We start from the raw sequence: 20,293 nt of genomic DNA on the forward strand, positions 1-20,293 counted from the left end.
TCAAAAAGATGACCCGTGAATGGGGGTTAATGCTAAATTTCGGCATTGACTTTCGGCACGCTGTTGAGTTCTCAAGAATCGGGCGCACACCGCGTCCGTGACTTCTCAGCCAGGACTCCGGGGCAACCTGCGTTACTCTACCGGACCAGATCCACCGAGTCAAGACCCGATTTTTCTGACCGCCTCCCGCGCCAGATCCGCCGACCCGAGTCCGAAGACTTGTATCGACTGCGTTAGCTTTGGGGGGTTCGGAGCGACCGGCCGCTTTCGCGTCCCGCGCCTCGCTCCAACAAGAAGAACAGTACGTGGCGGCGAGGTGGCCGGTCAAATCGGCGTCCGGTGGGCAGCATCACAACGGTGTAATTTGCCTCCGGCATCGACTCCGTGGGATACGTCAGCCGGCCAGAACCCCTGCGAACGAACGCTTCCCGCGCCGCAGCACCAGCGCGCCACCCGGCAGCAGGTCCTCGGTCGTCGGCACGTACTCGGCGTCGCTGACCTTCTCGTTGTTCAGGTACGCGCCACCTTCGGACACGGTCCTGCGCGCGGCCGACTTGCTCGCCACCAGGCCGGTCTGCACCAGTAGGTCCGCCACCGTGGGCATCGCCGCGGCAGACACCTCGGTGTGTGGCGCCTCGCGAAGCGCCGCGACCAGGGTCTCCCCGTCGAGCTCCCGGAGATCCGACTGCCCGAACAGCGCCTTCGCGGCCAGCTGCACGTGCGCCGTGTCCTCCGCACCGTGCACCAGCGTCGTCACGTCCTCCGCCAGCACCCGCTGCGCCTCCCGGGCGTGCGGTCGATCGGCAGTCGCCTTCTCCAGCTCGGCGATCTCGTCCGCCGTACGGAACGTGTAGTACCGGACCAGCTGCATCACGTCGCGGTCGTCGGTGTTGAACCAGAACTGGTAGAACGCGTACGGCGACGTCAGCTCCCGGTCCAGCCACACGGTCCCCGACTCGGTCTTGCCGAACTTGGTCCCGTCCGCCTTCGTCACCAGCGGAGTCGCCAGCGCGTGCGCCTTGCCCGACTCCGTACGCCGGATCAGCTCGACCCCGGCCGTCAGGTTTCCCCACTGGTCGCTGCCACCGGTCTGCAGGGTGCACCCGTACCGCCGGTAGAGCTCCAGGTAGTCCAGCGACTGCAGCAGGACGTAGCTGAACTCGGTGTAGCTGATCCCCTGCTCGAGCCGGGCCTTCACCACCTCGCGGCCGAGCATCCGGTTCACCGGGAAGTGCTTGCCGATGTCTCGGAGGAAGTCGAGCGTGTTGAGGTCCTTGGTCCAGTCGTAGTTGTTCACCATCCGCGCCGGGTTCGGCAGCGAGGTGTCGAAGTCCAGGAACCGCTCCACCTGGCTCCGCACCCGCTCCACCCACTGCTGGACGACGTCCTTCGGGTTCAGCACCCGCTCGGAGGTCTCCTTGGGGTCACCGATCAGTCCGGTGGCTCCCCCGACCAGGCCGATCGGGTTGTGGCCGGCCAGCTGCAGCCGGCGCAGCGTCAGCAGCTGCAGCAGGTTCCCCATGTGCAGGCTGGGCGCGGTCGGGTCGAAACCGACGTACGAGGTGATCGGTCCCTCGGCCATCGAGGCGCGCAGGGCGTCGGGATCGGTCGAGTGCGCGATCAGGCCGCGGCTGTCCAGGTCGTCGAGCACCTGCGTGCGGCTTGCGCTGTCGGTCACTGTCGGTTCTCTCCTCGGGTACGTCGGAACACCCCAAGCCTGCCAGGCGGCCCCGCGCCCAGCACGAGCGGACCGCCTACATGGCCTCCGGCCGCGACAGTACGGCGCGCAGCTGGGCCACCAGAGCGTGGCCGTCCGGCCCGTGCACCGTGGCAGCGGTCGGGCGCTGCGGGTCGTGGGCACCCGGGTCCGGGTTGGGCACGGGGAGACCGTGGGACAGCACCTGCTCGGCCGGGGTCAGCTGGCGGATGCCGATCGCCCGGACGTGGTCCGGGTGGGTCTGCGCGAAGTCGCCGTACAGCTGCGGGTCGTGCTGGCCGTCGTCCCCGATCAGGACCCAGCGGACCGTCGGGAACTCCTTGGCCAGCCGGCGCAGCGCGGTGCGCTTGTGCTCCTGCCCGCTGCGGAACCAGCCCGTGTTGGTCGGCCCCCAGTCGGTCATCAGCAGCGGACCTGCCGGGTACCCGTGGCGGGCCAGGAAGCGGGTCAGCGTGGGCGCCGTGTTCCAGGCACCGGTCGACAGGTAGAAGATCGGCGCACCGGGCTGGTCGGCCAGCAGCTCGGCGTACATCTCGGCCATGCCCGGTACGACGCGGCGCGCCTGCTCGTCGCGGACGAACGTGTTCCACGCGGCGATCAGCGGTCGCGGCAGCATCGTCAGCATCACCGTGTCGTCGATGTCGCTGACCAGGCCGAAGGTCGCGGCCGGGTCGGGCACGTACACCTTGCCGCGGGCCTGCCGCTCGCCGTGCACGCCGAGGCTGATCTCGTGCCAGCCCGGCGGCAGCACCACCGGTACGGCGAGGTCGATGAAGCCGCCGCGGTCGGTCAGCGCGTCGAAGCTCTCGCCGGCAACGGTGACCGACACCTTCACCTTGGTGGCCGGCGCGGTGACGAACATCTTCCAGCCGCGCACCACCTGGTCCTCGTCGTACCGGGGCTGGTTGCGGGGGTCGCGACTGAGCACGACCCGCGCGAGGACGCGGACGTACTCGGAGTTGCCGTAGCCGACGTGCGGGATGATCCGCTCCCGCCAGCCGCGCCGGCGCAGGAGCGCACCGATCCCGAGGTTGAACCAGTCCTCCAGCCGGGAGGAGTAGTGCGGACGGGCCATGTCCCGAACCTACCCGCCCACAGGTCCCGTACGCCTGTCGAGGCGACTGTCGGTCCAGACCTTTACGTTCTCGGTATGACATCGATCGGAATGTGCTTCCCGCGGACCTGGCCCGCTGCCCTGGTGACGGACGTGGCGCGGCGGCTGGAGGCCGGTGGGGCCGACGAGCTGTGGGTCATCGAGGACTGCTTCTACACCGCCGGGCCGACGCTGTCCGCGGCGGCGCTGAGCGTCACCGAGCGGCTGACCGTCGGGCTCGGCATCCTGCCCGCGGTGGCCCGTACGGCGGCCGTCACGGCGATGGAGATCGCGACGCTGTGCGCGCTCGCGCCGGGGCGCTTCCTGCCGGGCATCGGCCACGGCGTGCAGGAGTGGATGGGCCAGATGGGCGTCCGGCCGAAGTCGCCGCTGACCGCGCTCGACGAGGTCACGGTCGCCGTCACCCGTCTGCTGGCCGGCGAGACCGTTTCGATGGACGGCCGGACCGTCTACCTCGACAACGTGAAGCTCGACGCTCCCCCGGCCGCTGCCCCGCCGATCCTGCTCGGCGTCCGCGGCCCGAAGTCGCTGGCGCTCGCGGGGCGCGTCGGCGGAGGCGTCGTGCTGGCCGAGCCGGCGTCGCCGTCGTACGTGCGGGCTTCGGTGGAGAACGCGGGGTCGCCGGACGGGTTCGTGGTCGCTGCGTTCAGTGCCTTCTGTGTGCGAGCCGACCGCAAGACGGCGTACGAGTGGACCGCGCCCTGGCTGGCCGGGCTGCTCGAGGAGAAGAACCCGGCGCTGCCCGCGCTGCCGTTCTACGACGACCTGGTCCGCCGGTACGACGAGCTCGGCGTCCCCGGGCTGGTGACGATGCCGACCGACTGGTGGTTGGAGCTGGGCCCGATCGGCACCCTCGACGACGCCGCCACCCACTTGGACGCACTGGAAGCGGCCGGCGTCCACCACGTAGGCCTGTTCCCGGACCCGGAGGTCGAGCACGGCCTGCCGCAACTCGAGCACGTACTTGCCCTCGCCAACCGATGACGTTTGCGTTCACTCCAGATGTTGCTGAAGCTGTCGACTCCGAATGGGGCGTGAGTGGCACTTCGGCCGAGCGACTGACGGGCGGTGAAGAGTCTGCTGCGTACCGCGTCGGCACCGTCGTGGTTCGGATCGGGCCGGTTACCCGTGGGACCGCGGTGATGGAGTGGTGTCACCAGGTCGCCGACTCTGTCCGGCTCGCCGAGGTGGTGGCGCCGCTCCGGACCTCGGCCGGCGCCAGCGTCGTACGGGTTGGTGGGCGGCCGGTGAGCGTGTGGCCGCTCGTTCAAGGGCGCTGGCTCGATGCGGGCAACCCTGCTGAGGCCGAGCAGGCCGCACGTTTGCTTGCGAGAGTGCACCGGGGCCTGCGCGATGTGGTGATGCCCGCCCGGCCGGAGCGGTCGTTTCTGGAGCTTGCCGGAGGCAGCGGTGAACTGGACCGGTGGCTGGCGGGCTTCACTCGCCGGAAGCAACCGCTGCACGGCGACTACTACCGCGGCAACCTGCTGGTCGACGACGGGCGGATCGCCGGGTTGATCGACTGGGACGAGGCCTGGGTGGGCGCTCCGGAGGTGGAGCTGGCCGGTGCGGCGCGCGAGTTCGGGAATCACTGGTCGACGGATCTCGGGCGGGCGAAGGAGTTCGTTGCCTGGTACCACGACGAGGGCGGGACCGCCGGGGCGATGGACGACGAGACGCTGGTGCAGTTGATCAGGCACCGGTTGCGGGCCGAGTTGACCGCGTTCGGTGGCGACGGGACCGACGAGTACTACGACCGAGTGCGGGAGCTCTTCGTCAAGCTTCGCCCCTAGAGGCTGGCTACGACTCGGAGGGTGAGGCGGGTGCGGGCGATGTCGGCGATGGCCGTGGGCGCTGCGTCGCCTGGGTTGCTGCGGGGGACGCGGTCGGTGCGGGCGGTGGTGGTGAGGAGGGGGCATTCGCCCGGCGTCAGGGCGTGGGTGACGAAGCGGCGGACGATGGTGTTCCAGTCGGGGGCTCGGTGGAGCATCGCGTGCTTCTCGCCGTCGAGGGTGAGGAGGGCGACGGGGATGCCGGCGGCGCGGAGGCGGGTGGCGTACGACGCGGTGGCGGCTGGGGAGGTGATGCGGTCGGCCGTGCCGTGGGCGAAGGCGACCGGGCCGCGGAGGTGGACGAGTGGTTCGCCGGTGGGGAGCCACGGGGCCAGGCCGAGGACGCCGGCGACCAGGGGGTGATTGCCTGCGGCAACTACTGCTCGGCCGCCCATGGAGTGGCCGATGAGGACGACTCGGTCGAAGCGTGAGCTCACGCGGTCGAGCATCGTGCGGAGGTCGGCGGCGGGGTCGGCGGACTGGCCGTTCCAGCCGCGGTAGCGGAAGCGCATCAGGCCGACTGCGGCGCCGGGGGCGGCCTTGCGGGCGACCGCCGCGAAGGGCCACATGCGGAGGATCGGCGCCTTCCAGCTGGAGGTCGCCGCGGTCGAGTTCTCCATGCCGCCGTGCGCGAGCAGGACCAGGTCGCGGGCACCGGCCGGCGCGGCGACCAGATCGATGCCGGGAGCACTCACTGGTAGAGGACCGTGGGGTCGTGGGAGATGTGCAGGAACACGTCCGGCTTCTCCAGCGGCCGGAAGCCGTACGACTCGTACAAGGTGTGTGCGTCCGCGGTGGCGAGCATCGTGCGCCGCAGCCCCTGCAGCTCCGGGTGCTCCAGCAGCGTCGACACGACGAACCGGCCGAGCCCGTTCCCCCGCGCGGAGTCGAGCACGAACACGTCCGCGATCCAGGCGAAGGTCGCCCGGTCCGTCACCGCCCGCGCGAACGCGACCTGCGCGCCGTCGGCCGCGTAGACGCCGACGCACAGACTCCCGTCGATCGCCTTCTGCACCAGCTCGCGCGAGATCCCCGGCGACCAGTACGTCGTCCGCAGGAACCCGTGCACCACGTCGACGTCGATCCGCTCCCGGTCGTCATCCGCGACGAACTCCCCGGACGTCCACTGCATCAGCAATCCCCCATCGTCGTCGTCAGCTGCAACTCGTCGCCGGCCAGCTCGTTCATCGCCGGCACCGCGGGATGGCGCGAGCGACGTCCCAGCCGACCGAGCAGGCGGAGGGCCGGCGGGAAGGCCCCGCCCGCGCGTCCCACCGACGGTACCCACCCGGCCACCGTCCTCACCAGCAATCCAGCACCGCGGCCCACCGGCGGCCGGCGCCAGCTGCCAACCGGCGGCCGGGCCCAGCGGTCCACCGGCGATCCGGCATCAGTTCAGCACGGTCGTGATCGGCATCGACGAGTCCGCGGGCAGGCCGAGCGGCGACGGCGTCTTGCCCGCGCGCACCAGCTCCGACCCGAGCGCCGCGACCATCGCGCCGTTGTCAGTGCACAGCCCGGGCCGCGGAACCCGTACGGCGATGCCCGCCGCCGAGCACCGCTCCTCCGCCATCTGCCGCAGCCGCGAGTTCGCCGCGACGCCACCGCCGATCAGCAGGTGCTCGTAGCCCCGGTCCTTGCAGGCGTCGATCGCCTTGCGGGTCAGCACGTCGCAGACCGCTTCCTGGAACGCCGCCGCGACGTGGTTGACCGGGACGTCCTCCCCGTCGCGCCGCTTCGCCTCGACCCAGCGCGCGACCGCCGTCTTCAGACCGGAGAACGAGAAGTCGAACCGGTGCCGCTCCAGATCGCGCTGACTGGTCAATCCACGCGGGAACGTCACGTACGCCCGGTCCCCACCGTCGCGTGCCGCTTTGTCGACATACGGGCCGCCGGGGAACGGCAGGCCGAGCACCCGGGCGACCTTGTCGAAGGCCTCCCCCGCGGCGTCGTCGATCGTGCTGCCCATCGGTTCGACGCCGTCGGTGATGTCCTCGACCGCGAGCAGCGACGAGTGCCCGCCGGAGACGAGCATCGCGATCGCGCCCTTGGGGAGCTCACCGTGCTCGAGGGTGTCGACGGCGACGTGCGCGGCGAGGTGGTTCACGCCGTACAGCGGCTTGTCGAGCGAGAGCGCGAGGCCCTTCGCCGCGGCGACGCCGACCAGGAGCGCGCCGGCCAGACCGGGTCCGCTGGTGACGGCGATCGCGTCGACGTCGGACGGTTTGACGCCGGCGGTCTCGCAGGCGCGGCGGATGGTCGGGACCATCGCCTCCAGGTGCGCGCGGCTGGCGACCTCGGGCACGACGCCGCCGAAGCGGGCGTGCTCGTCGACGCTGGACGCGATCGCGTCGGCCAGCAGCGTGTGCCCGCGGACCAGACCGACCCCGGTCTCGTCGCAGGACGTCTCGATGCCGAGGATCAGCGGCTCGTTCTCACTCATGAATTGTCTCCTGCGCGTTGCATGACGACGGCGTCCTCGCCGCCGGTGTAGTACCCCCGCCGCCGGCTGATCTCGCGAAACCCGAACCCGGCGTACAGCCCGATCGCCGCGTCGTTGCCAGCGGCAACCTCCAGCAGGACGGTCCGGGCCCGCTGCGAGTCCAGAGCAGCTGCCAGCAGCCGCCTGCCCAGACCAGTACGCCGGTACGCCGGGTCGACAGCAATCCGCAGCAGGTCGACGGGATCTTCCACAACTGGTGGAACAAGCAGTACGACGTAGCCCGCGAGAGTGCTTTCGTCAGCGACCAGGATCCGGCGGTCCGCGCGGGTGAACTCGTCGGACCAGGACTCGGGATTCCAGGCGTCTTTGGGGAAGCACGCGGTGTCGAGGGCAACGACGGCGGGCTGATCGGACGGAAGAGCCGGACGAATGCTCACTTGGGCAGCACGCTCTTCGGCCCGCCCGACATGGTCACGTCCGGCCGCCGCAGGTACAACGGATCCGGAGCGGTCACCTGAAGGGTGCCGGTGGCAACCCCCGAAGCCAGCACCTCGGCCGACGGGTACTCGACGACATCCACAGCCTCGGCACCGAGCACCTCGCCGTACAGCACGGCACCCCGGCCGATCACCGGCAGACCCGCGAGCACGTGGGCTACATCGGCCGGCTTGTCCACCGCCGGCCCCTCCAGGCGGCGCCGACTTCCGTCCGCGGCAGGGCCGTCGTACAGGGCCCAGTAGATCTCCTTGCGGCGGGCGTCCGTGGCGACGGCGACCGGGAGCGCGAGGTTCGACTGCTTGGCGAGGACGTCCAGGCTGCAGACGCCGACGACCTCGATGCCGAGCACGTCGGCCATCGTCCGCGCTGTCACCAGACCGACCCGCAGACCGGTGAACGGCCCAGGTCCGGTCCCGACGGCGATCCGCGAGAGGTCCTTGACGCCGCAGCCCGCGGTCGCCAGCACCTCGGCGATCGCGGGGGCCAGCAGCTCGCCGTGGCGCAACGCGTCCACGGTCGTCGACGAGGCGGCGATCGCCCCGGAGACCGGGTCGGCCAGGGCCACCGTCACCGCCGCGCTGGAGGTGTCAAAAGCAAGCAGCACGATCAGTTCACCTCAGCAGTAGCAGTCAAACGAACCCCGACAGCAGCCCAGCGAGCCCCAGCCGGTGCGATCCGGAGGGACCGAGTCTCATCCGAATCGTCGTCTCCCCGGGTGATGGTGAGGTCGAGCCGGTCCCCGGCCAGCGACTCCGCCAGCCCGTGCCCCCACTCGACCACGGTCACGGCCTCGTCGAGCGAGGCATCCAGATCCAGGTCGTCCAGCTCGGCGATCCCGCCCAGCCGGTACGCGTCGACGTGCACCAACGCCGGTCCACCGACCAGCGACGGATGCACCCGCGAGATCACGAACGTCGGCGACGTGATGTCCCCGCGAACCTTCAGCCCGGCCCCGAGCCCCTGCGTGAAAGTCGTCTTCCCGGCGCCGAGATCGCCCGACAGCACCAGTACGTCGCCCGCCCGCAGCTGCCCGGCCAGCTCCTCGGCCAGCGCCCGCATTTCCTCCGCGGTCGGCACCGTCAGCTCGATCGGCATCGCCTTCGCGTAGATCAGGTTCTGCCCTTCCTGCGTGACGATCGAGTACCCCCGCCGCCGCCAGAACTCGACCGTCTCCGGCAGCTCGACCCGCGCGACCAGCCGTACCCGCGTCAGCCCACGCCGGCGCGCCGCCTCCTCCGCGCAGCCGACCATCGCCGACGCGACGCCGCGCGCCTGGAAGCGCGGGTTCACCGACACCCGGCGCAGTTCGAGCACGTCGCCGTTCACGTGGAACAGCATCGCGCCGGCCGGCTCGCCGCCGATCCGGGCCAGCAGCCCGCCGTACGCCGCGACCGCCTCGCCGACCGTCGTCGCGTTCTCCGACAGCGCGGTCGACGGCGGGTCGAGGGTCCGCCGGTTCGCGAAGGCGTGATGGATCACGCCGACGATCTCGTCCACGTGCTCGGCCGTGGCGTCCACCACGTGCAGGTCGGTCATCTGTGTCCCAAGGATTGTTCGGCCCGCTCGATCATCCCGAGCAGGGCGGCGGTGAACTCGCGGTGGTGCTCGATCAGCCCGAGGTGCCCGCAGTTGCGCACCTCGACCAGCTCCGCGCCGGGCACGTGCCGGACGATCTCCTCGCTGTGCTCGAACGGCGTCAGGTGGTCGGCGTCGCCGCCGATCACCACGCACTCCACCTTCTGCAGCGGTTCCAGCGACCCGGTCTTGTCGTGCAGCGCGAAGATCGGGTAGAACTCCGCGATCACCGAGATCGGGGTCGCGGCGATCATCTCGTTGACGAACTCGGTGAAGGCCGGCGGCACCTCGGAGCCGAACGAGTACTTGCGGGTCAGCAGGTAGCTGATGTCGGTCCCGGCCTTGCGGCTGCGCTCGACCACGTCGGGGATCCGCGCCAGCGCCGCGACGGTCGGCGTCGCGAGCGCGCGGGCCAGCATGCCGACCTTGCCGGGGAACACGATCGGTACGGCGTCCAGCCCGGCCGCGCTGGTCGAGCACAGACCGACGCCGATCACCCGGTCGCCGAACAGCTCCGGGTGCTGCTCGGCCAGCGCCATGATCGCCATGCCGCCCATCGAGTGCCCGATCAGGACCACGGGGCCCGTGGGTGCGTACTCCTCGAGGATCCCGTACAGGTCGCGCCCGAGCTGGTCGATGCTGACGTTCTCCTTCGGCGACCGTCCGGACCGGCCGTGCGAGCGCTGGTCGTAGAAGACCATCGTCCCGATCCCGGCCAGGTCGCGGCGCTCGAAGTGCCAGCAGTCCATGTTCAGCCCGTAGCCGTGCGCGAAGATCAGCGTCAGGTCCTCGGGCACGGCCTGCTTGCGCAGCCGGCGGCGCTGCGGCGCGGGCCGGCGGGACCGCTTCAGCTCGTCGACCTCGACGTACAGCTCGACGCCGTCGTCGGCGGTGAACACGTGCGGCGTCCCGCGCAGCGACCCGAACGGCTCGGCCTCCAGCTGCGCGCGCTGACCGGACCGGCGGCCGATCACCTGCCGTTCGACCGCGACCCCGGCGGCCGCGCCGGCGGCCAGCACTCCGACCGCCGCGCCGATCAGGCCGGCGGTGCGCCCCACCTTCGCCATCAGTCAAGCTCCTCGTTCACGTACCGGCGCGGGATCCGCGGGCCGAGGCGGGTGACGATCTCGTAGTTGATCGTGCCGGCGGCGTCGGCCCAGTCGTCCGCGGTCGGCTCGCCACCGGTCCCCGGGCCGAACAGCACGACCTCGTCACCGGCCGCGGCCTCGTCGTCCTCGAGGTTCACCACGCACTGGTCCATGCAGATCCGGCCGACGACCGTCCGCCGGTGACCGCGCGCCTGCACCGGGCCGCCGTTCGACGCGTGCCGCGGCAGGCCGTCGCCGTACCCGATCGGAATCAGTCCGAGCGTCGACGGCCGCGGCGCCGTCCAGGTCAGGCCGTACGAGACGCCGGCGCCGGCCGGGACCCGCTTGACCATCGCCAGCCGCGCCTTCAGCGTCATCGCCGGCCGCAGGCCGAGCTCCGCGGAGGGGAGCGCGTGCCCGAACGGCGACAGCCCGTACGTCGCGATGCCGGGCCGGACCAGGTCGAAGTGCGTCTCGGGCAGCGCGAGTGTGGCGGCCGAGTTGGCCAGGTGCTTGAAGCCCGGGTCGATGCCGAACGACTCGGCGACGTCGACGGCCGCGGTGAAGGTCTCCAGCTGGGCCTCGTTGGCCGGGCTCTTCGGCTCGTCGGCGGACGCCAGGTGCGACCAGATGCCGGTGATCACCACCCGGCCGGACTTCTGCTCCTCGAGCGCCGCCTTGATCAGGGCGGGCCATTCCTCCGGTACGGCGCCGCCGCGGCTCATCCCGGTGTCGATCTTCAGGTGCACCCGCGCCGGCCGCTCGGTGACGCCCGCGGCGATCTCGTCGATCTCCCAGGGCGCACCGGCGGACAGGTCGATGTCGTTGGCGATCGCCTGGGCCAGCGGCTCACCCGGCGTGGTCAGCCAGCAGAAGATCGGGCCGTTGTCCCCCGCGGCGCGCAGCTGCAGCGCCTCCTCGAGGACGGCCGCGCCGATCCAGTCCGCGCCGGCCTGCCGGGCGGCCCGGGCGACCGGCACCATGCCGTGGCCGTAGGCATCGGCCTTGACCACGGTCATCAGCTCGGCCGAGGTCAGTCGGGCACGGAGCGTGGCGACGTTGTGCCGCACGGCGGCGAGATCGACCACCGCCTCGGCACGGAGCAGCGAGGGCACCAGAGACTCAGACATAGCCCTACCAGTGTCTCAGGCAGCCTCGATGAGGGCCGGGAGGGCGGTCATCTGGTGGAAGATCGCGTCCGCGGAGCCCAGTTTCGCCGGGTCGGTCATGGCGGCGTACCCGAACACCTTCATCCCCGCGGCGTTGGCCGCGGCGACCCCGAGCGGGCTGTCCTCGACGACGACGCAGTCGGCCGGTTTCACGCCGAGCGTGCTCGCGGCGTACAGGAAGAGGTCGGGCGCGGGCTTGCCGTGCTCGACGTCCTCGGAGCTGAAGATCCGGCCCTCGAACCGGTCCCAGAACCCGACCGCGGTGAGCGCGGTATGGATCCGCTGGTGGGTGCCCGACGAGGCCAGGCAGTACGGCGTACCGATGCCGTCGAGGTGGTCCAGTACGGCGCCCACGCCCTCGACCGCCTGCAGGTTGGCAAAGCCGTCGAACAGTCGCTGGTGGTAACGGTCCTCCAGGTCGGCGGGCAGCGGCCGGCCGAGCTGGGCCTCGGTCTTCTGCCGCATCGAGACCATGCTGCCGCCCATGAAGTCGCGGACCGCCTCCTCGAAGGTGTACGGCAGCCCGGCCTCCGTCAGCAGCTCGGCCAGGATCGTGTTGGCCAGCCGCTCGGAGTCCACCAGCACGCCGTCGTTGTCGAAGATCACCAGACCGGTCACACCCCGAACCCTATGCGGCCGCCGCGACGTGACACGTCGCGGCGGCCGCGGGAGCGCACCTGCTGGTCAGTTCTCCTGGATGGAGAAGTCGGTGAACGCGAAGTGCTGCTGGGTGTTGCCGGTGGACACGACCTCGACCCCGTAGTCGATCTGCCAGGTCGTGGCCTTCGGCGCCCAGCCGCGGCCGACCATGTCGGCGAAGAAGCTGGCCAGCGGCATGGTTCCAGACTTCTGCGTCTTCTGCGACACGTAGGCGGTGTAGCCCTGCTCGTGCCACACGTCGTAGGTGAAGCCGCCGAAGGTCACCGTCCCGACCTTGTCACCGGCCGGCACCTGACCCTTGTTGTCGGTCCAGATCATCAGCTCGTTGTCGAGGTTGTCGCCGATCCACGCGTCGAACGCGACGTTGTAGATGCAGGCCGCGCAGGAGGCGGGCGTCGTCGCCGCGAAGGTGGCCGACTTGATCTTCGACAGGGCGATGTCGTCGTAGTCCTTGTGGACGTTCGGGTACGCCTGCACGCCACGGTCACCAGGGAGCGGCTGCGTGACGTCGAGGTACCAGTTGTCGTAGTCGCACGCGCCGAGGGTGTAGGTGCCGTTCTCGTTGTTCCACATGTTGTTGTGGACGTAGTAGGCGCCGAACGACCGGCCGTCGCCCTGGTTGTTGGTCGACGTGGTCCGGAACGACGGGGTCGTGCAGCTCTTGACCGGGCTGCCCGTCGCGGTCGGGTCGGGATCCGACGGCGTGGTGGTCGGTGTCGTGGTCGGCGGGTCCGACGGCGTCGTGGTCGGGGTCTGCGTCGGGGTCTGCGTCGGCGTCGGAGTCGGCCGCGGCGTCGGCGTACTGGCCGGCGGTTCGGTCGGCGTCTGGCTCGGGGTCGGCGTGGTCGGCTGGGTCGGCGCGGCGACGAAGTCGTAGTGCGCGGTGTAGGTCAGCTTGGTGCCGGCGGCGTACCGCCGGCCGTCGGACCGCGTGGCGCGCAGCCGGTAGCTCTCGTCGGTGGTCCGGGCCGGATCGATCGACAGGATCGCGGCGCCGGACGCGGTCGCGACGATCGCGACCGGCTTCTGGCCGAAGCCGTGCGCGACCGTGCAGCCCGAGTAGGCGTCCAGGACACAGGTCTCGACGCGGCCGGCGCTCGGGAGGTCGGTCACCGTGCTGTCCGCGGCGTTCGCGGTCGCCACCGGTGAGTCCTTCGTCGCGTGCACGACGATCGGCGCGGCGACGAGTGCGCCGACGGCAAGGATCACCGCCGGGACGAGCTTGCGGGTCCGGGCAGTTCGGATGAGGGGCATGCGAAACGTTCCTCGTCTGTTCGACGGGCCACACCGCATCGCCCCAGTGCTCCGGTATGACCCGGCAACTGTTCGTCGGGGGTCTCCAGTGGGCCAGGTCCGGCGGGCGTCTGCAGTGCGCCGCGCCGATCCGGCAGACCGGCGAACCGGTCGTCTCCGTCTCGATCGCTCTCGCGTACGTCGTGACGTTATCGAACTGTGATCAATTGCGCCAATCCGGGGGCCTTTCTTGACCAAGCCTTCACCCGAAACACCGCCTGAACCGCAACGCCGTCGCGCTCGCCGGCGTCCCTGGGGTGTGAGGACATCTTTCGCGGTGCTGGCAGTGGCAGGGCTCGTCGTGCTGACCGGGTGCGGGCAGGACCTGGCCGCGAGCGGGCTGGGCGGCAAGACCTATCTGGCCACCGGGCTGAGTGAGAACGGTGTGCCGAAGAAGATCGCGCCGGGCACCACGATCTCGCTGCAGTTCAAGGACGACGGGTCGCTGTTCGCGAACGCCGGATGCAACCACATCGGCGGCAAGGCCTCGACCAGAGGCGACAAGCTGAAGGTCGGCGACCTGAACATGACCCAGATGGCCTGCGACGAGCCGCGGCAAGGGCAGGAGGAGTGGCTGCTCGCGCTGCTGGAGAGCGAGCCGACCTGGAAGACCGACGCGGACAAGCTGACGATCACCTCCGGCGGCAAGGTCCTTCAGCTGCAGGACCGGGAGATCGCGCAGCCCGACGTCGCGCTCGACGGCACCAAGTGGGTGCTGGACAGCGTCGTCGCCGGCGAGTCCGTGTCCAGCCCGAGCAACGGTGGCGTTCACCTGACCATCAACGGCGATCGGGTCACCGGATCGACCAGCTGCAACGAGCTCCAGGGCGTCGTCGCCCGGACCGGCGACCAGCTGACCTTCGGCGAGATCGGCACCACCCGCCGGGCCTGCACCGGCCCGGCGGCCGAACTGGAGAAGACGGTCCTGGCCACGCTGAACGGCGAGGTCACGTACACCGTCGACGCCGACAAGCTTCGGCTCCGGACACCGGCGCAGGACGGCCTCGACTTCAACGCCGCCGGCTGAGCCGCACGTCGAAGGCCTGCACCTTGTTGTCCGGAGTCTCGTACGACAGCAGCAGGTGGCCGTCGGTCTTCAGCTTCGCCAGCTGAGCCGCCGTCAGCGGGACCGACCAGTGCCGTACGCCGGGAGTCAGCTGCTTGGACGCCTGCTTGACCACGTGCCCGCTCATGTCCGGCGCCCACGGCGGGATGCCACCGTCGGTCACCGCGCAGGGAGTGAGTCCGTAGTCCGGCGGCGGGTCCGTCGTGCAGCTGGTCGTGTAGACCGGGATCGCGCCGAGCTCACCGGTGGTGAGGAAGAGCCGGGCAGTCCCGGGCCCGCTCGCCGACGTGATCAGGTCCAGCGCCGGCGAGACGCCCGGCCGCGCGGGGCGCAGACCGGCGTACAGGAGCTTCAGGTCGTCGGTCGGCACCCGTCCCGAGATCGGCACGTGGTTGCGCGCCGACTGCGCGATCGTCTGCGGCGAGAGCGCGCCGTTCAGGTTCGGGTTCGACACGTCCGGCGGCGCCGGCGTGGTCGGCCGGTCCGCGGGCGGCGTGTAGCCGGGCATCGTCGCGCGGCCCCAGCGGTACGGGTCGGACTGCACCGAGCCGAGCGCCGACCAGCCGAGCCGCGTGCTCTGGTCGATGTGCCGCAGCGTCGTCGTTCCGGCCGCCGATGTGTCGTCGTTGTCGTACGGCGTGATGTTGAGCCCGAGGTTCGCCGGGTCGACGGCGGCCGGGAGGGTGGCGAGCGGGATCTTCACCTCGAGGTCGTAGCCGGTGTAGGTGTGCGGGACGGTCGTCTCGTTGCTGCCGACCCAGGTCGCCGTCGACGCGACCTCGACGCCGGGAGCGTTGCCGGTGTCGAGCGCGCCGCTGGAGTAGCCCTGGTGGTTGTCGGCGTCGCGCGACCAGCACGGGCCGTTGCCGTGGGCGGGGTCGTTGCTGAACGGGAAGATGCCGAGCTTGAACGTGTTCGCCGTGTCCATCAGCGCCTGCGACGCCGTACCGCGCGGGTCGAGCAGAATCTCGACCGAGTCGGCCTGCCAGTGGCCGACGCACTCTGCCGGCGTGACGGCGTACGACTGGAAGTCGTCGCGGACGTGCACGAAGAAGTACAGCGCGTCGTCGGACCAGCTGACCTTCGCCGTACTGCCCTCGCCGGTCGGTGAGACGCCGCAGTCGTCGACGCCGGTGCAGGTGGACGCGCCCTGCCAGATCCGGCCGAGGTCGAGCGTCTGTCCCGGGTACTCGCCGGCCGACGCCTTGCCGTCGATGGTCGGCGCGGTCGTGGTCTGTGCGATCGCGGTGGTCGGTACGACGGACAGCGTGAGCGTCTCGCTGCCGGTGCCCCCGGCGTACGTGGTGGTGATCGGGACATCGACGTTCTGCGTGGCGGGCAGGGTCGTGTCGGTGTTGGTGACCTTGAAGGTCACCGTGGTCTCGGTGCCCGGGGCAACGGCCGGATACGCCTTGGTCGTCGCGTCGGCGGTGAAGTTCGGCGGGAGCCCCAGGCTGACGCTGCCGCTCTGGGGCTCGGCCGACCAGTTGTGCACGACGACCGGTACGTCGAGCGTGCGGCCGACGCCGATCGACTGGATCGCGGCCGAACGGCCGAGCCGCGTGGCCTGCGGCGCGGTCCGCGCCAGCCACTCGTCGTACTCCTGCCAGTTGCCCCAGCGCTGGAACCGGCCCTCGGCCGCCGAGACGATCCGGACCACGTTGTCGGTGTAGCCGGTGGCCTCGCCGGTGCTGTAGAGCGCGGAGATCTTGGCAAGCTGGTTCACCGGGGCGGTCGCCGACGGCGTCACCGTGAAGGTGATCGCGGCGTCGGCGCGCCGCGGGACCGGCTTGGGTCCGTCGGTCGTCCAACCCTGCGGAACCGTGAGGGTGACGTTGCCCTTGGCAAGTTTTCCGCGCGGGGCGCGGAGGTGCACAGTCGCCTGGAAGGGCTCATCGGCGACGTTGGCGAAGCGGGAGAACGTCAGGTACTCGAGCGTGCCGACCGGCAATCCGCCGGAATCGGGTTTCGTCGCGCCGAACAGGATCGCGTCGTCGCGCCCGGCGGCCGGACTGCTGTTCGGCTGGAACGGGACGAACGCCTGCGTCATCGCGAACTTCGGGCAGGCCGGCGCCGACGTGCCCTTGTACATCACGCGGCTCTGCGTCGGGTACGCCGCGCGGCCCTCGTCGGCGACCTGCTGCCAGATCTTCGGCGTACCGGCCGGCTGGCCCTGGACGTTGCCGGCCGGCCACTTGTACGGCGAGTCGTAGCCGGTCCAGATGCCGGCCACCGTGTCCTGGCTGGTCGGGACGAATCCGGTCGCGCAGTTGGCGGCGGTCGTCGTACCGCCGGTGCCCGCCGTGCTGCCGCCGGAGAACACCTTCTTCACCTGCCAGGTGCTCAACGCGTTCTTCCCCCGCAGCTGCTCGGGGAAGCGCGTCGGGTCGGCCGCGGCGAGCACGCCTTCCCAGATCAGGCGCCCGGCCTGCTGGTGGTTGCCGTGGCCCGCGGCGAGCGTCGGCGTGAAGCCGATGTAGATCTCCGGCTGGGTCGTCCGGATCACGCGGGTGACGCGTCGCAGCGTCTCCTCCTCGTCCCAGAAGTACTGCGTCAGCGGCGCGCTCTGGTTGTAGAAGAAGTCGATCCGGTCGAGGTTGAAGATGTCGACCGTGCCCGAGCGGTAGTGCGCGACCCGGTCCTCGTTCTCGCGGCGCAGCCCGAGATCGGGGCCGAGCTCGGTGCCGACCGCGTTGCCGCCGCCCTCACCGCGGGTCACCATGATCACGCCGCACTTCACGCCGTACCGCTGGTGCCACACGCCGCACGGCCCGATGATGCTGGTGTCGTCGTCGGGGTGGGCCCACTCGCCCATCACGTCGATCTTCGTTGCCCGGTCCGCCTGGTACGGCGCCGGCCGGGCTTGGGCCGTGGCCGGAAGACCGGCGATCAGCAGAGCGACAACGGACAGCAGCACACCAAGACGCTTCACGGGCGAACTCCGAGGGCGGCGGGGACACCAACAGGGTCCGTCCTATCCCGAGGAGTTCGTCAGTACAAGATCTGACTGGTCGCCACGGGCAGAGCGCGCGCGATTGCCATCGCCGTGATAGGCCCTGCCTCCGAAGCCAGCTGCGCCGCCGCGGCATGCAGGTAGGCGCCCACACTTCCCGCGTCCAAAGGATCCAGACCGGCCGCCAGCAGCGACCCGCACAAGCCGGCCAGGACGTCGCCCGAGCCGGCGGTCGCGAGCCACGGCGTCGCGTTGGTGTTGACCCGCGTCCGGCCGTCCGGGCTGGTGACCACGGTGGTCGATCCCTTGAGCAGCACGGTTACGTCGTACTGCTCAGCCGCCAGCCGCGCGTGCTTCAGCCGCTCGGCCTCGACCGTCGACCGATCGACGTCCAGCAACCGGCTCAGCTCACCGGCGTGCGGCGTGATCAGTACGTTCGCGTGGTCGCCGGAGTCGTCGAGGGCCTTGAGCCCGTCGGCGTCCAGCACGACCGGCTCCTCGGAGTCGAGCAGTTCGCGGACCTTCGGGACGTCCAGCTCTTCGCCCAGCCCCGAGCCGATGGCCCAGGCTTGCACGCGGCCCTCGCCCGCCACGATCTCCGGATGGGCCGCGCGAACCGCCTCCGCGACCGCGTCCGGCCCGACGTACCGGAGCATCCCGAGCGGTCCCGCGAGCGCGCCCGACGTCGCGATGACAGCGGCGCCCGGATACTGCTTCGACCCGGCCATCAGCCCGAGCACGCCCCGCGAGTACTTGTCCGACTCCCCGCGCGGCACCGGGTACAGCGCCTGTACGTCGGACGCCTGCAGCGCCTCCACCGGCGACGGCGGCAGGTCCAGTCCGATGTCGACCAGGTGCACCGGCCCGCACGCCGCCGCGGCCGGATCCACGAAGTGGCAGATCTTGTGCGTCCCGAACGTCACCGTCAACGCGGCCCTGACGTGCTCGTCCGGCGTCTCGCCCGAGTCCACGTCGACACCCGACGGCACGTCGACGGCGACGACCGGCACCCCGTGCTGCCCGGCCAGCCGAACCGCCTCCAGCGCCGACGGCTTCAACCCCGGCCGCCCGCCGATCCCGACGATCCCGTCGACCACCACGTCCGCGCCGGCGATCTCCTCGACCGCACCGACGCGCCCGCCCGCGAGGCGCAGCGCGGCCAGTCCTTCCGCGTGAACCTTGTCCGACAGCAGCACCGCGATCACGTGGGCGCCGCGGCGCGCCAGCTTCTCCCCGGCGTACAGGGCATCGCCGCCGTTGTCTCCGGAGCCGACCAGCAGCACCACGCGGACGCCGTACGTCCGGCCCATGAAGTTGCCAATGGCAACAGCAAGCCCGGTGGCGGCGCGCTGCATCAGCGTGCCCTCCGGCAGCTTCGCCATCAGCTCGGCCTCGGCGGCCCGGACCTGTTCGACCGTGTGTGCCCGACGCATCTCAGCCCTCCAGTACGACGACCGCCGACGCGATCCCCGCGTCGTGACTCAGCGACAGGTGCAGGCTCTGCACGCCCAGCTCGGAGGCCTTCGCCGCGACCGTCCCGGTGACCTCCAGCCACGGCCGGCCGGTCTCGTCGCTGCGGACCTCCGCGTCGTGCCAGTGCATCCCGCCCGGGGCGCCCAGCGCCTTGGCGAGCGCCTCCTTGGCCGCGAACCGGGCCGCGAGCGACGCCGGCGGCCGGACCGCCTCGGCCGGGGTGAACACCCGGTCGCGCAGCCCCGGCGTCCGCTCCAGCGTCTTCATGAAGCGCTCGACGTCGACGACGTCGATCCCCACGCCGACGATCACGCGAGGGGTCCGGACAGGGTTCCTGATGTGACAACTACCACACCCGCAGAGTCAGTGCCGCACATGCCGGTCAGCGTAGCCCTCGCCGGTGTGGGAACAATGGGGCCCATGCTGCAGCCGCCGCGGGAGGTGACTCCCTACACCGAGCTGGACCGGGCCGCCTGGGCGCAACTGGCCGAGACCACCGAGTCGCCGCTGACCGCCGAGGAGATCGAGCGGTTGCGCGGCCTCGGCGACGAGATCGACATCGACGAGGTGCGCGAGGTCTACCTGCCGCTGTCGCGGATCCTGTCGCTGTACGTCCGGCACGCCCGTGCGCTGCACACCGACACCGAGAGCTTCCTCGGCCACACCGCGACCCGGACCCCGTTCGTGATCGGCATCGGCGGCTCGGTTGCCGTCGGCAAGTCGACCACCGCGCGACTGCTCCGCGAATTGCTGGCCCGCTGGCCCGAGCACCCCCGCGTCGCGCTCGTCACCACCGACGGCTTCCTCTGGCCGAACGCCGAGCTCGAGCGCCGCGGACTGATGCTGCGCAAGGGCTTCCCGGAGTCCTACGACCGCAAGGCGCTGCTGCGCTTCGTGGTCGAGGTGAAGTCCGGGATGGACAACGTCGGCGCACCGGTCTACTCGCACCTGCACTACGACCGGCTGGAGGGCGTCCGGACGACCGTCGAGCAGCCCGACATCCTGCTGCTCGAGGGCCTGAACGTCCTGCAACCGGCCCCCCGTCACGCCGACGGCAAGAGCGGGCTGGCGGTCAGCGACTTCTTCGACTTCTCCGTGTACGTCGACGCCGCCGCCGACGACATCCGCTCCTGGTACGTCCACCGCTTCCTGAAGCTGTGGGAGACCGCGTTCCGCAACCCCGAGTCCTACTTCGTCCGCTACGGCGAGCTCAGCCGCGGCGAGGCGATCGCCAAGGCCGAGTCCCTCTGGGACGGCATCAACGGCCCGAACCTGCGCGAGAACATCCTCCCCACCCGCTCCCGAGCCACCCTGGTCCTCCGCAAGGGCGCCGACCACGCCGTCCGCTGGGTCCGCCTCCGCAAGCTCTAACCCAACGCCCCCTCCCCTCCCCTCCTCTCTCCCGCCACTTT

At 70.8% G+C, this 20,293-nt stretch carries 19 protein-coding genes; 4 read left to right on the forward strand and 15 right to left on the reverse strand.

Annotation, left to right across the window (positions count from 1 at the left end; all coding sequences use genetic code 11):
* Positions 1-394: 394 nt before the first annotated feature.
* Positions 395-1,678 (reverse strand): tyrosine--tRNA ligase, encoded by a 1,284-nt coding sequence (gene tyrS / locus ABD235_RS32965; RefSeq protein WP_344181370.1) that lies wholly within the window; start codon positions 1,676-1,678, stop codon positions 395-397.
* Between the two features lie 76 nt (positions 1,679-1,754).
* On the reverse strand, positions 1,755-2,792 hold the full coding sequence (locus ABD235_RS32970) for an App1 family protein phosphatidate phosphatase (RefSeq protein ID WP_344181372.1): 1,038 nt from the start codon (positions 2,790-2,792) through the stop codon (positions 1,755-1,757).
* Positions 2,793-2,867: 75 nt separating this feature from the next.
* Here ABD235_RS32970 and ABD235_RS32975 point away from each other — a divergent pair, with 75 nt between their 5' ends.
* Both ABD235_RS32975 and ABD235_RS32980 read left to right on the forward strand, forming a co-directional pair.
* Positions 2,868-3,815 carry an LLM class flavin-dependent oxidoreductase gene (locus ABD235_RS32975; protein ID WP_344181374.1) on the forward strand — a complete coding sequence of 316 codons (948 nt, stop codon included), beginning with the start codon at positions 2,868-2,870 and terminating at the stop codon, positions 3,813-3,815.
* A 158-nt stretch (positions 3,816-3,973) separates the two neighbouring features.
* Positions 3,974-4,624 carry a phosphotransferase enzyme family protein gene (locus ABD235_RS32980; RefSeq protein ID WP_486336034.1) on the forward strand — a complete coding sequence of 217 codons (651 nt, stop codon included), beginning with the start codon at positions 3,974-3,976 and terminating at the stop codon, positions 4,622-4,624.
* On the opposite strand, the gene ABD235_RS32985 is transcribed toward ABD235_RS32980, so the two are convergent.
* The 10 genes from ABD235_RS32985 to ABD235_RS33030 form a co-directional block, all read right to left on the reverse strand.
* Entirely contained in the window at positions 4,621-5,358 is a 738-nt protein-coding gene (locus tag ABD235_RS32985; RefSeq protein WP_344181378.1) for an alpha/beta hydrolase family protein, read from the reverse strand. The genes ABD235_RS32980 and ABD235_RS32985 overlap by 4 nt on opposite strands.
* Positions 5,355-5,795, reverse strand: a complete 441-nt coding sequence (locus ABD235_RS32990; RefSeq protein ID WP_344181380.1) for a GNAT family N-acetyltransferase — start codon at positions 5,793-5,795, stop codon at positions 5,355-5,357. Before ABD235_RS32990 ends, ABD235_RS32985 begins: the two co-directional genes overlap by 4 nt.
* Positions 5,796-6,053: 258 nt before the next feature.
* Positions 6,054-7,106: a tRNA (adenosine(37)-N6)-threonylcarbamoyltransferase complex transferase subunit TsaD gene (tsaD, locus tag ABD235_RS32995; protein ID WP_344181382.1), complete on the reverse strand. Its 1,053-nt coding sequence runs from the start codon at positions 7,104-7,106 to the stop codon at positions 6,054-6,056.
* Positions 7,103-7,543, reverse strand: a complete 441-nt coding sequence (rimI, locus tag ABD235_RS33000; RefSeq protein WP_344181384.1) for a ribosomal protein S18-alanine N-acetyltransferase — start codon at positions 7,541-7,543, stop codon at positions 7,103-7,105. Before rimI ends, tsaD begins: the two co-directional genes overlap by 4 nt.
* Positions 7,540-8,208 (reverse strand): tRNA (adenosine(37)-N6)-threonylcarbamoyltransferase complex dimerization subunit type 1 TsaB, encoded by a 669-nt coding sequence (gene tsaB / locus ABD235_RS33005; RefSeq protein ID WP_344181386.1) that lies wholly within the window; start codon positions 8,206-8,208, stop codon positions 7,540-7,542. Before tsaB ends, rimI begins: the two co-directional genes overlap by 4 nt.
* Before the next feature lie 2 nt (positions 8,209-8,210).
* The gene (gene tsaE, locus ABD235_RS33010) at positions 8,211-9,140 is read right to left on the reverse strand and encodes a tRNA (adenosine(37)-N6)-threonylcarbamoyltransferase complex ATPase subunit type 1 TsaE (protein WP_344181388.1); all 930 of its coding nucleotides are present in this window, start codon (positions 9,138-9,140) and stop codon (positions 8,211-8,213) included.
* Positions 9,137-10,246, reverse strand: a complete 1,110-nt coding sequence (locus tag ABD235_RS33015) for an alpha/beta fold hydrolase (RefSeq protein WP_344181390.1) — start codon at positions 10,244-10,246, stop codon at positions 9,137-9,139. Before ABD235_RS33015 ends, tsaE begins: the two co-directional genes overlap by 4 nt.
* Positions 10,246-11,397 carry an alanine racemase gene (gene alr, locus ABD235_RS33020; RefSeq protein WP_344181392.1) on the reverse strand — a complete coding sequence of 384 codons (1,152 nt, stop codon included), beginning with the start codon at positions 11,395-11,397 and terminating at the stop codon, positions 10,246-10,248. Before alr ends, ABD235_RS33015 begins: the two co-directional genes overlap by 1 nt.
* 15 nt (positions 11,398-11,412) lie before the next feature.
* The gene (locus ABD235_RS33025) at positions 11,413-12,054 is read right to left on the reverse strand and encodes an HAD family hydrolase (protein WP_344181394.1); all 642 of its coding nucleotides are present in this window, start codon (positions 12,052-12,054) and stop codon (positions 11,413-11,415) included.
* A 66-nt stretch (positions 12,055-12,120) separates the two neighbouring features.
* Entirely contained in the window at positions 12,121-13,350 is a 1,230-nt protein-coding gene (locus ABD235_RS33030) for a GH12 family glycosyl hydrolase domain-containing protein (protein WP_344181396.1), read from the reverse strand.
* 325 nt (positions 13,351-13,675) lie between these two features.
* Between ABD235_RS33030 and ABD235_RS33035 the strand changes: the two genes are divergently transcribed.
* On the forward strand, positions 13,676-14,416 hold the full coding sequence (locus ABD235_RS33035) for an META domain-containing protein (RefSeq protein WP_344181398.1): 741 nt from the start codon (positions 13,676-13,678) through the stop codon (positions 14,414-14,416).
* Here ABD235_RS33035 and ABD235_RS33040 read toward each other — a convergent pair.
* From ABD235_RS33040 to ABD235_RS33050, 3 genes are read right to left on the reverse strand one after another with little or no spacing between them, the layout of a single operon-like run.
* Positions 14,400-17,387, reverse strand: coding sequence for a sugar-binding protein (locus ABD235_RS33040; RefSeq protein ID WP_344181400.1), 2,988 nt, complete (start codon positions 17,385-17,387; stop codon positions 14,400-14,402). The two genes, ABD235_RS33035 and ABD235_RS33040, sit on opposite strands and share 17 nt — an antisense overlap.
* 59 nt (positions 17,388-17,446) lie before the next feature.
* Complete coding sequence (locus ABD235_RS33045) at positions 17,447-18,841, reverse strand: NAD(P)H-hydrate dehydratase (protein WP_344181402.1); 1,395 nt, start codon at positions 18,839-18,841, stop codon at positions 17,447-17,449.
* Position 18,842: 1 nt separating this feature from the next.
* Entirely contained in the window at positions 18,843-19,193 is a 351-nt protein-coding gene (locus ABD235_RS33050) for a holo-ACP synthase (RefSeq protein WP_344181404.1), read from the reverse strand.
* A gap of 108 nt (positions 19,194-19,301) precedes the next feature.
* On the opposite strand from ABD235_RS33050, the gene coaA reads away from it, so the two are divergent.
* A complete protein-coding gene (coaA, locus tag ABD235_RS33055; RefSeq protein ID WP_344181406.1) occupies positions 19,302-20,252 on the forward strand; it encodes a type I pantothenate kinase in 951 nt (316 codons plus the stop codon).
* The last annotated feature ends 41 nt before the right edge of the window (positions 20,253-20,293 follow it).

The sequence above is a fragment of the Kribbella lupini genome (assembly GCF_039529595.1).
Lineage (GTDB): Bacteria > Actinomycetota > Actinomycetes > Propionibacteriales > Kribbellaceae > Kribbella > Kribbella lupini.

Excerpts from the sequence above, each read along its gene's own strand:
- ABD235_RS32990 (WP_344181380.1), bottom strand. The coding sequence starts at position 5,795 with ATGCAGTGGACGTCCGGGGAGTTCGTCGCGGATGACGACCGGGAGCGG.
- coaA (WP_344181406.1), top strand. The coding sequence starts at position 19,302 with ATGCTGCAGCCGCCGCGGGAGGTGACTCCCTACACCGAGCTGGACCGG.
- ABD235_RS33045 (WP_344181402.1), bottom strand. The coding sequence starts at position 18,841 with ATGCGTCGGGCACACACGGTCGAACAGGTCCGGGCCGCCGAGGCCGAG.
- tsaE (WP_344181388.1), bottom strand. The coding sequence starts at position 9,140 with ATGACCGACCTGCACGTGGTGGACGCCACGGCCGAGCACGTGGACGAG.
- alr (WP_344181392.1), bottom strand. The coding sequence starts at position 11,397 with ATGTCTGAGTCTCTGGTGCCCTCGCTGCTCCGTGCCGAGGCGGTGGTC.
- tsaD (WP_344181382.1), bottom strand. The coding sequence starts at position 7,106 with ATGAGTGAGAACGAGCCGCTGATCCTCGGCATCGAGACGTCCTGCGAC.
- ABD235_RS33015 (WP_344181390.1), bottom strand. The coding sequence starts at position 10,246 with ATGGCGAAGGTGGGGCGCACCGCCGGCCTGATCGGCGCGGCGGTCGGA.
- ABD235_RS32980 (WP_486336034.1), top strand. The coding sequence starts at position 3,974 with ATGGAGTGGTGTCACCAGGTCGCCGACTCTGTCCGGCTCGCCGAGGTG.
- ABD235_RS32970 (WP_344181372.1), bottom strand. The coding sequence starts at position 2,792 with ATGGCCCGTCCGCACTACTCCTCCCGGCTGGAGGACTGGTTCAACCTC.
- ABD235_RS33030 (WP_344181396.1), bottom strand. The coding sequence starts at position 13,350 with ATGCCCCTCATCCGAACTGCCCGGACCCGCAAGCTCGTCCCGGCGGTG.
- ABD235_RS32975 (WP_344181374.1), top strand. The coding sequence starts at position 2,868 with ATGACATCGATCGGAATGTGCTTCCCGCGGACCTGGCCCGCTGCCCTG.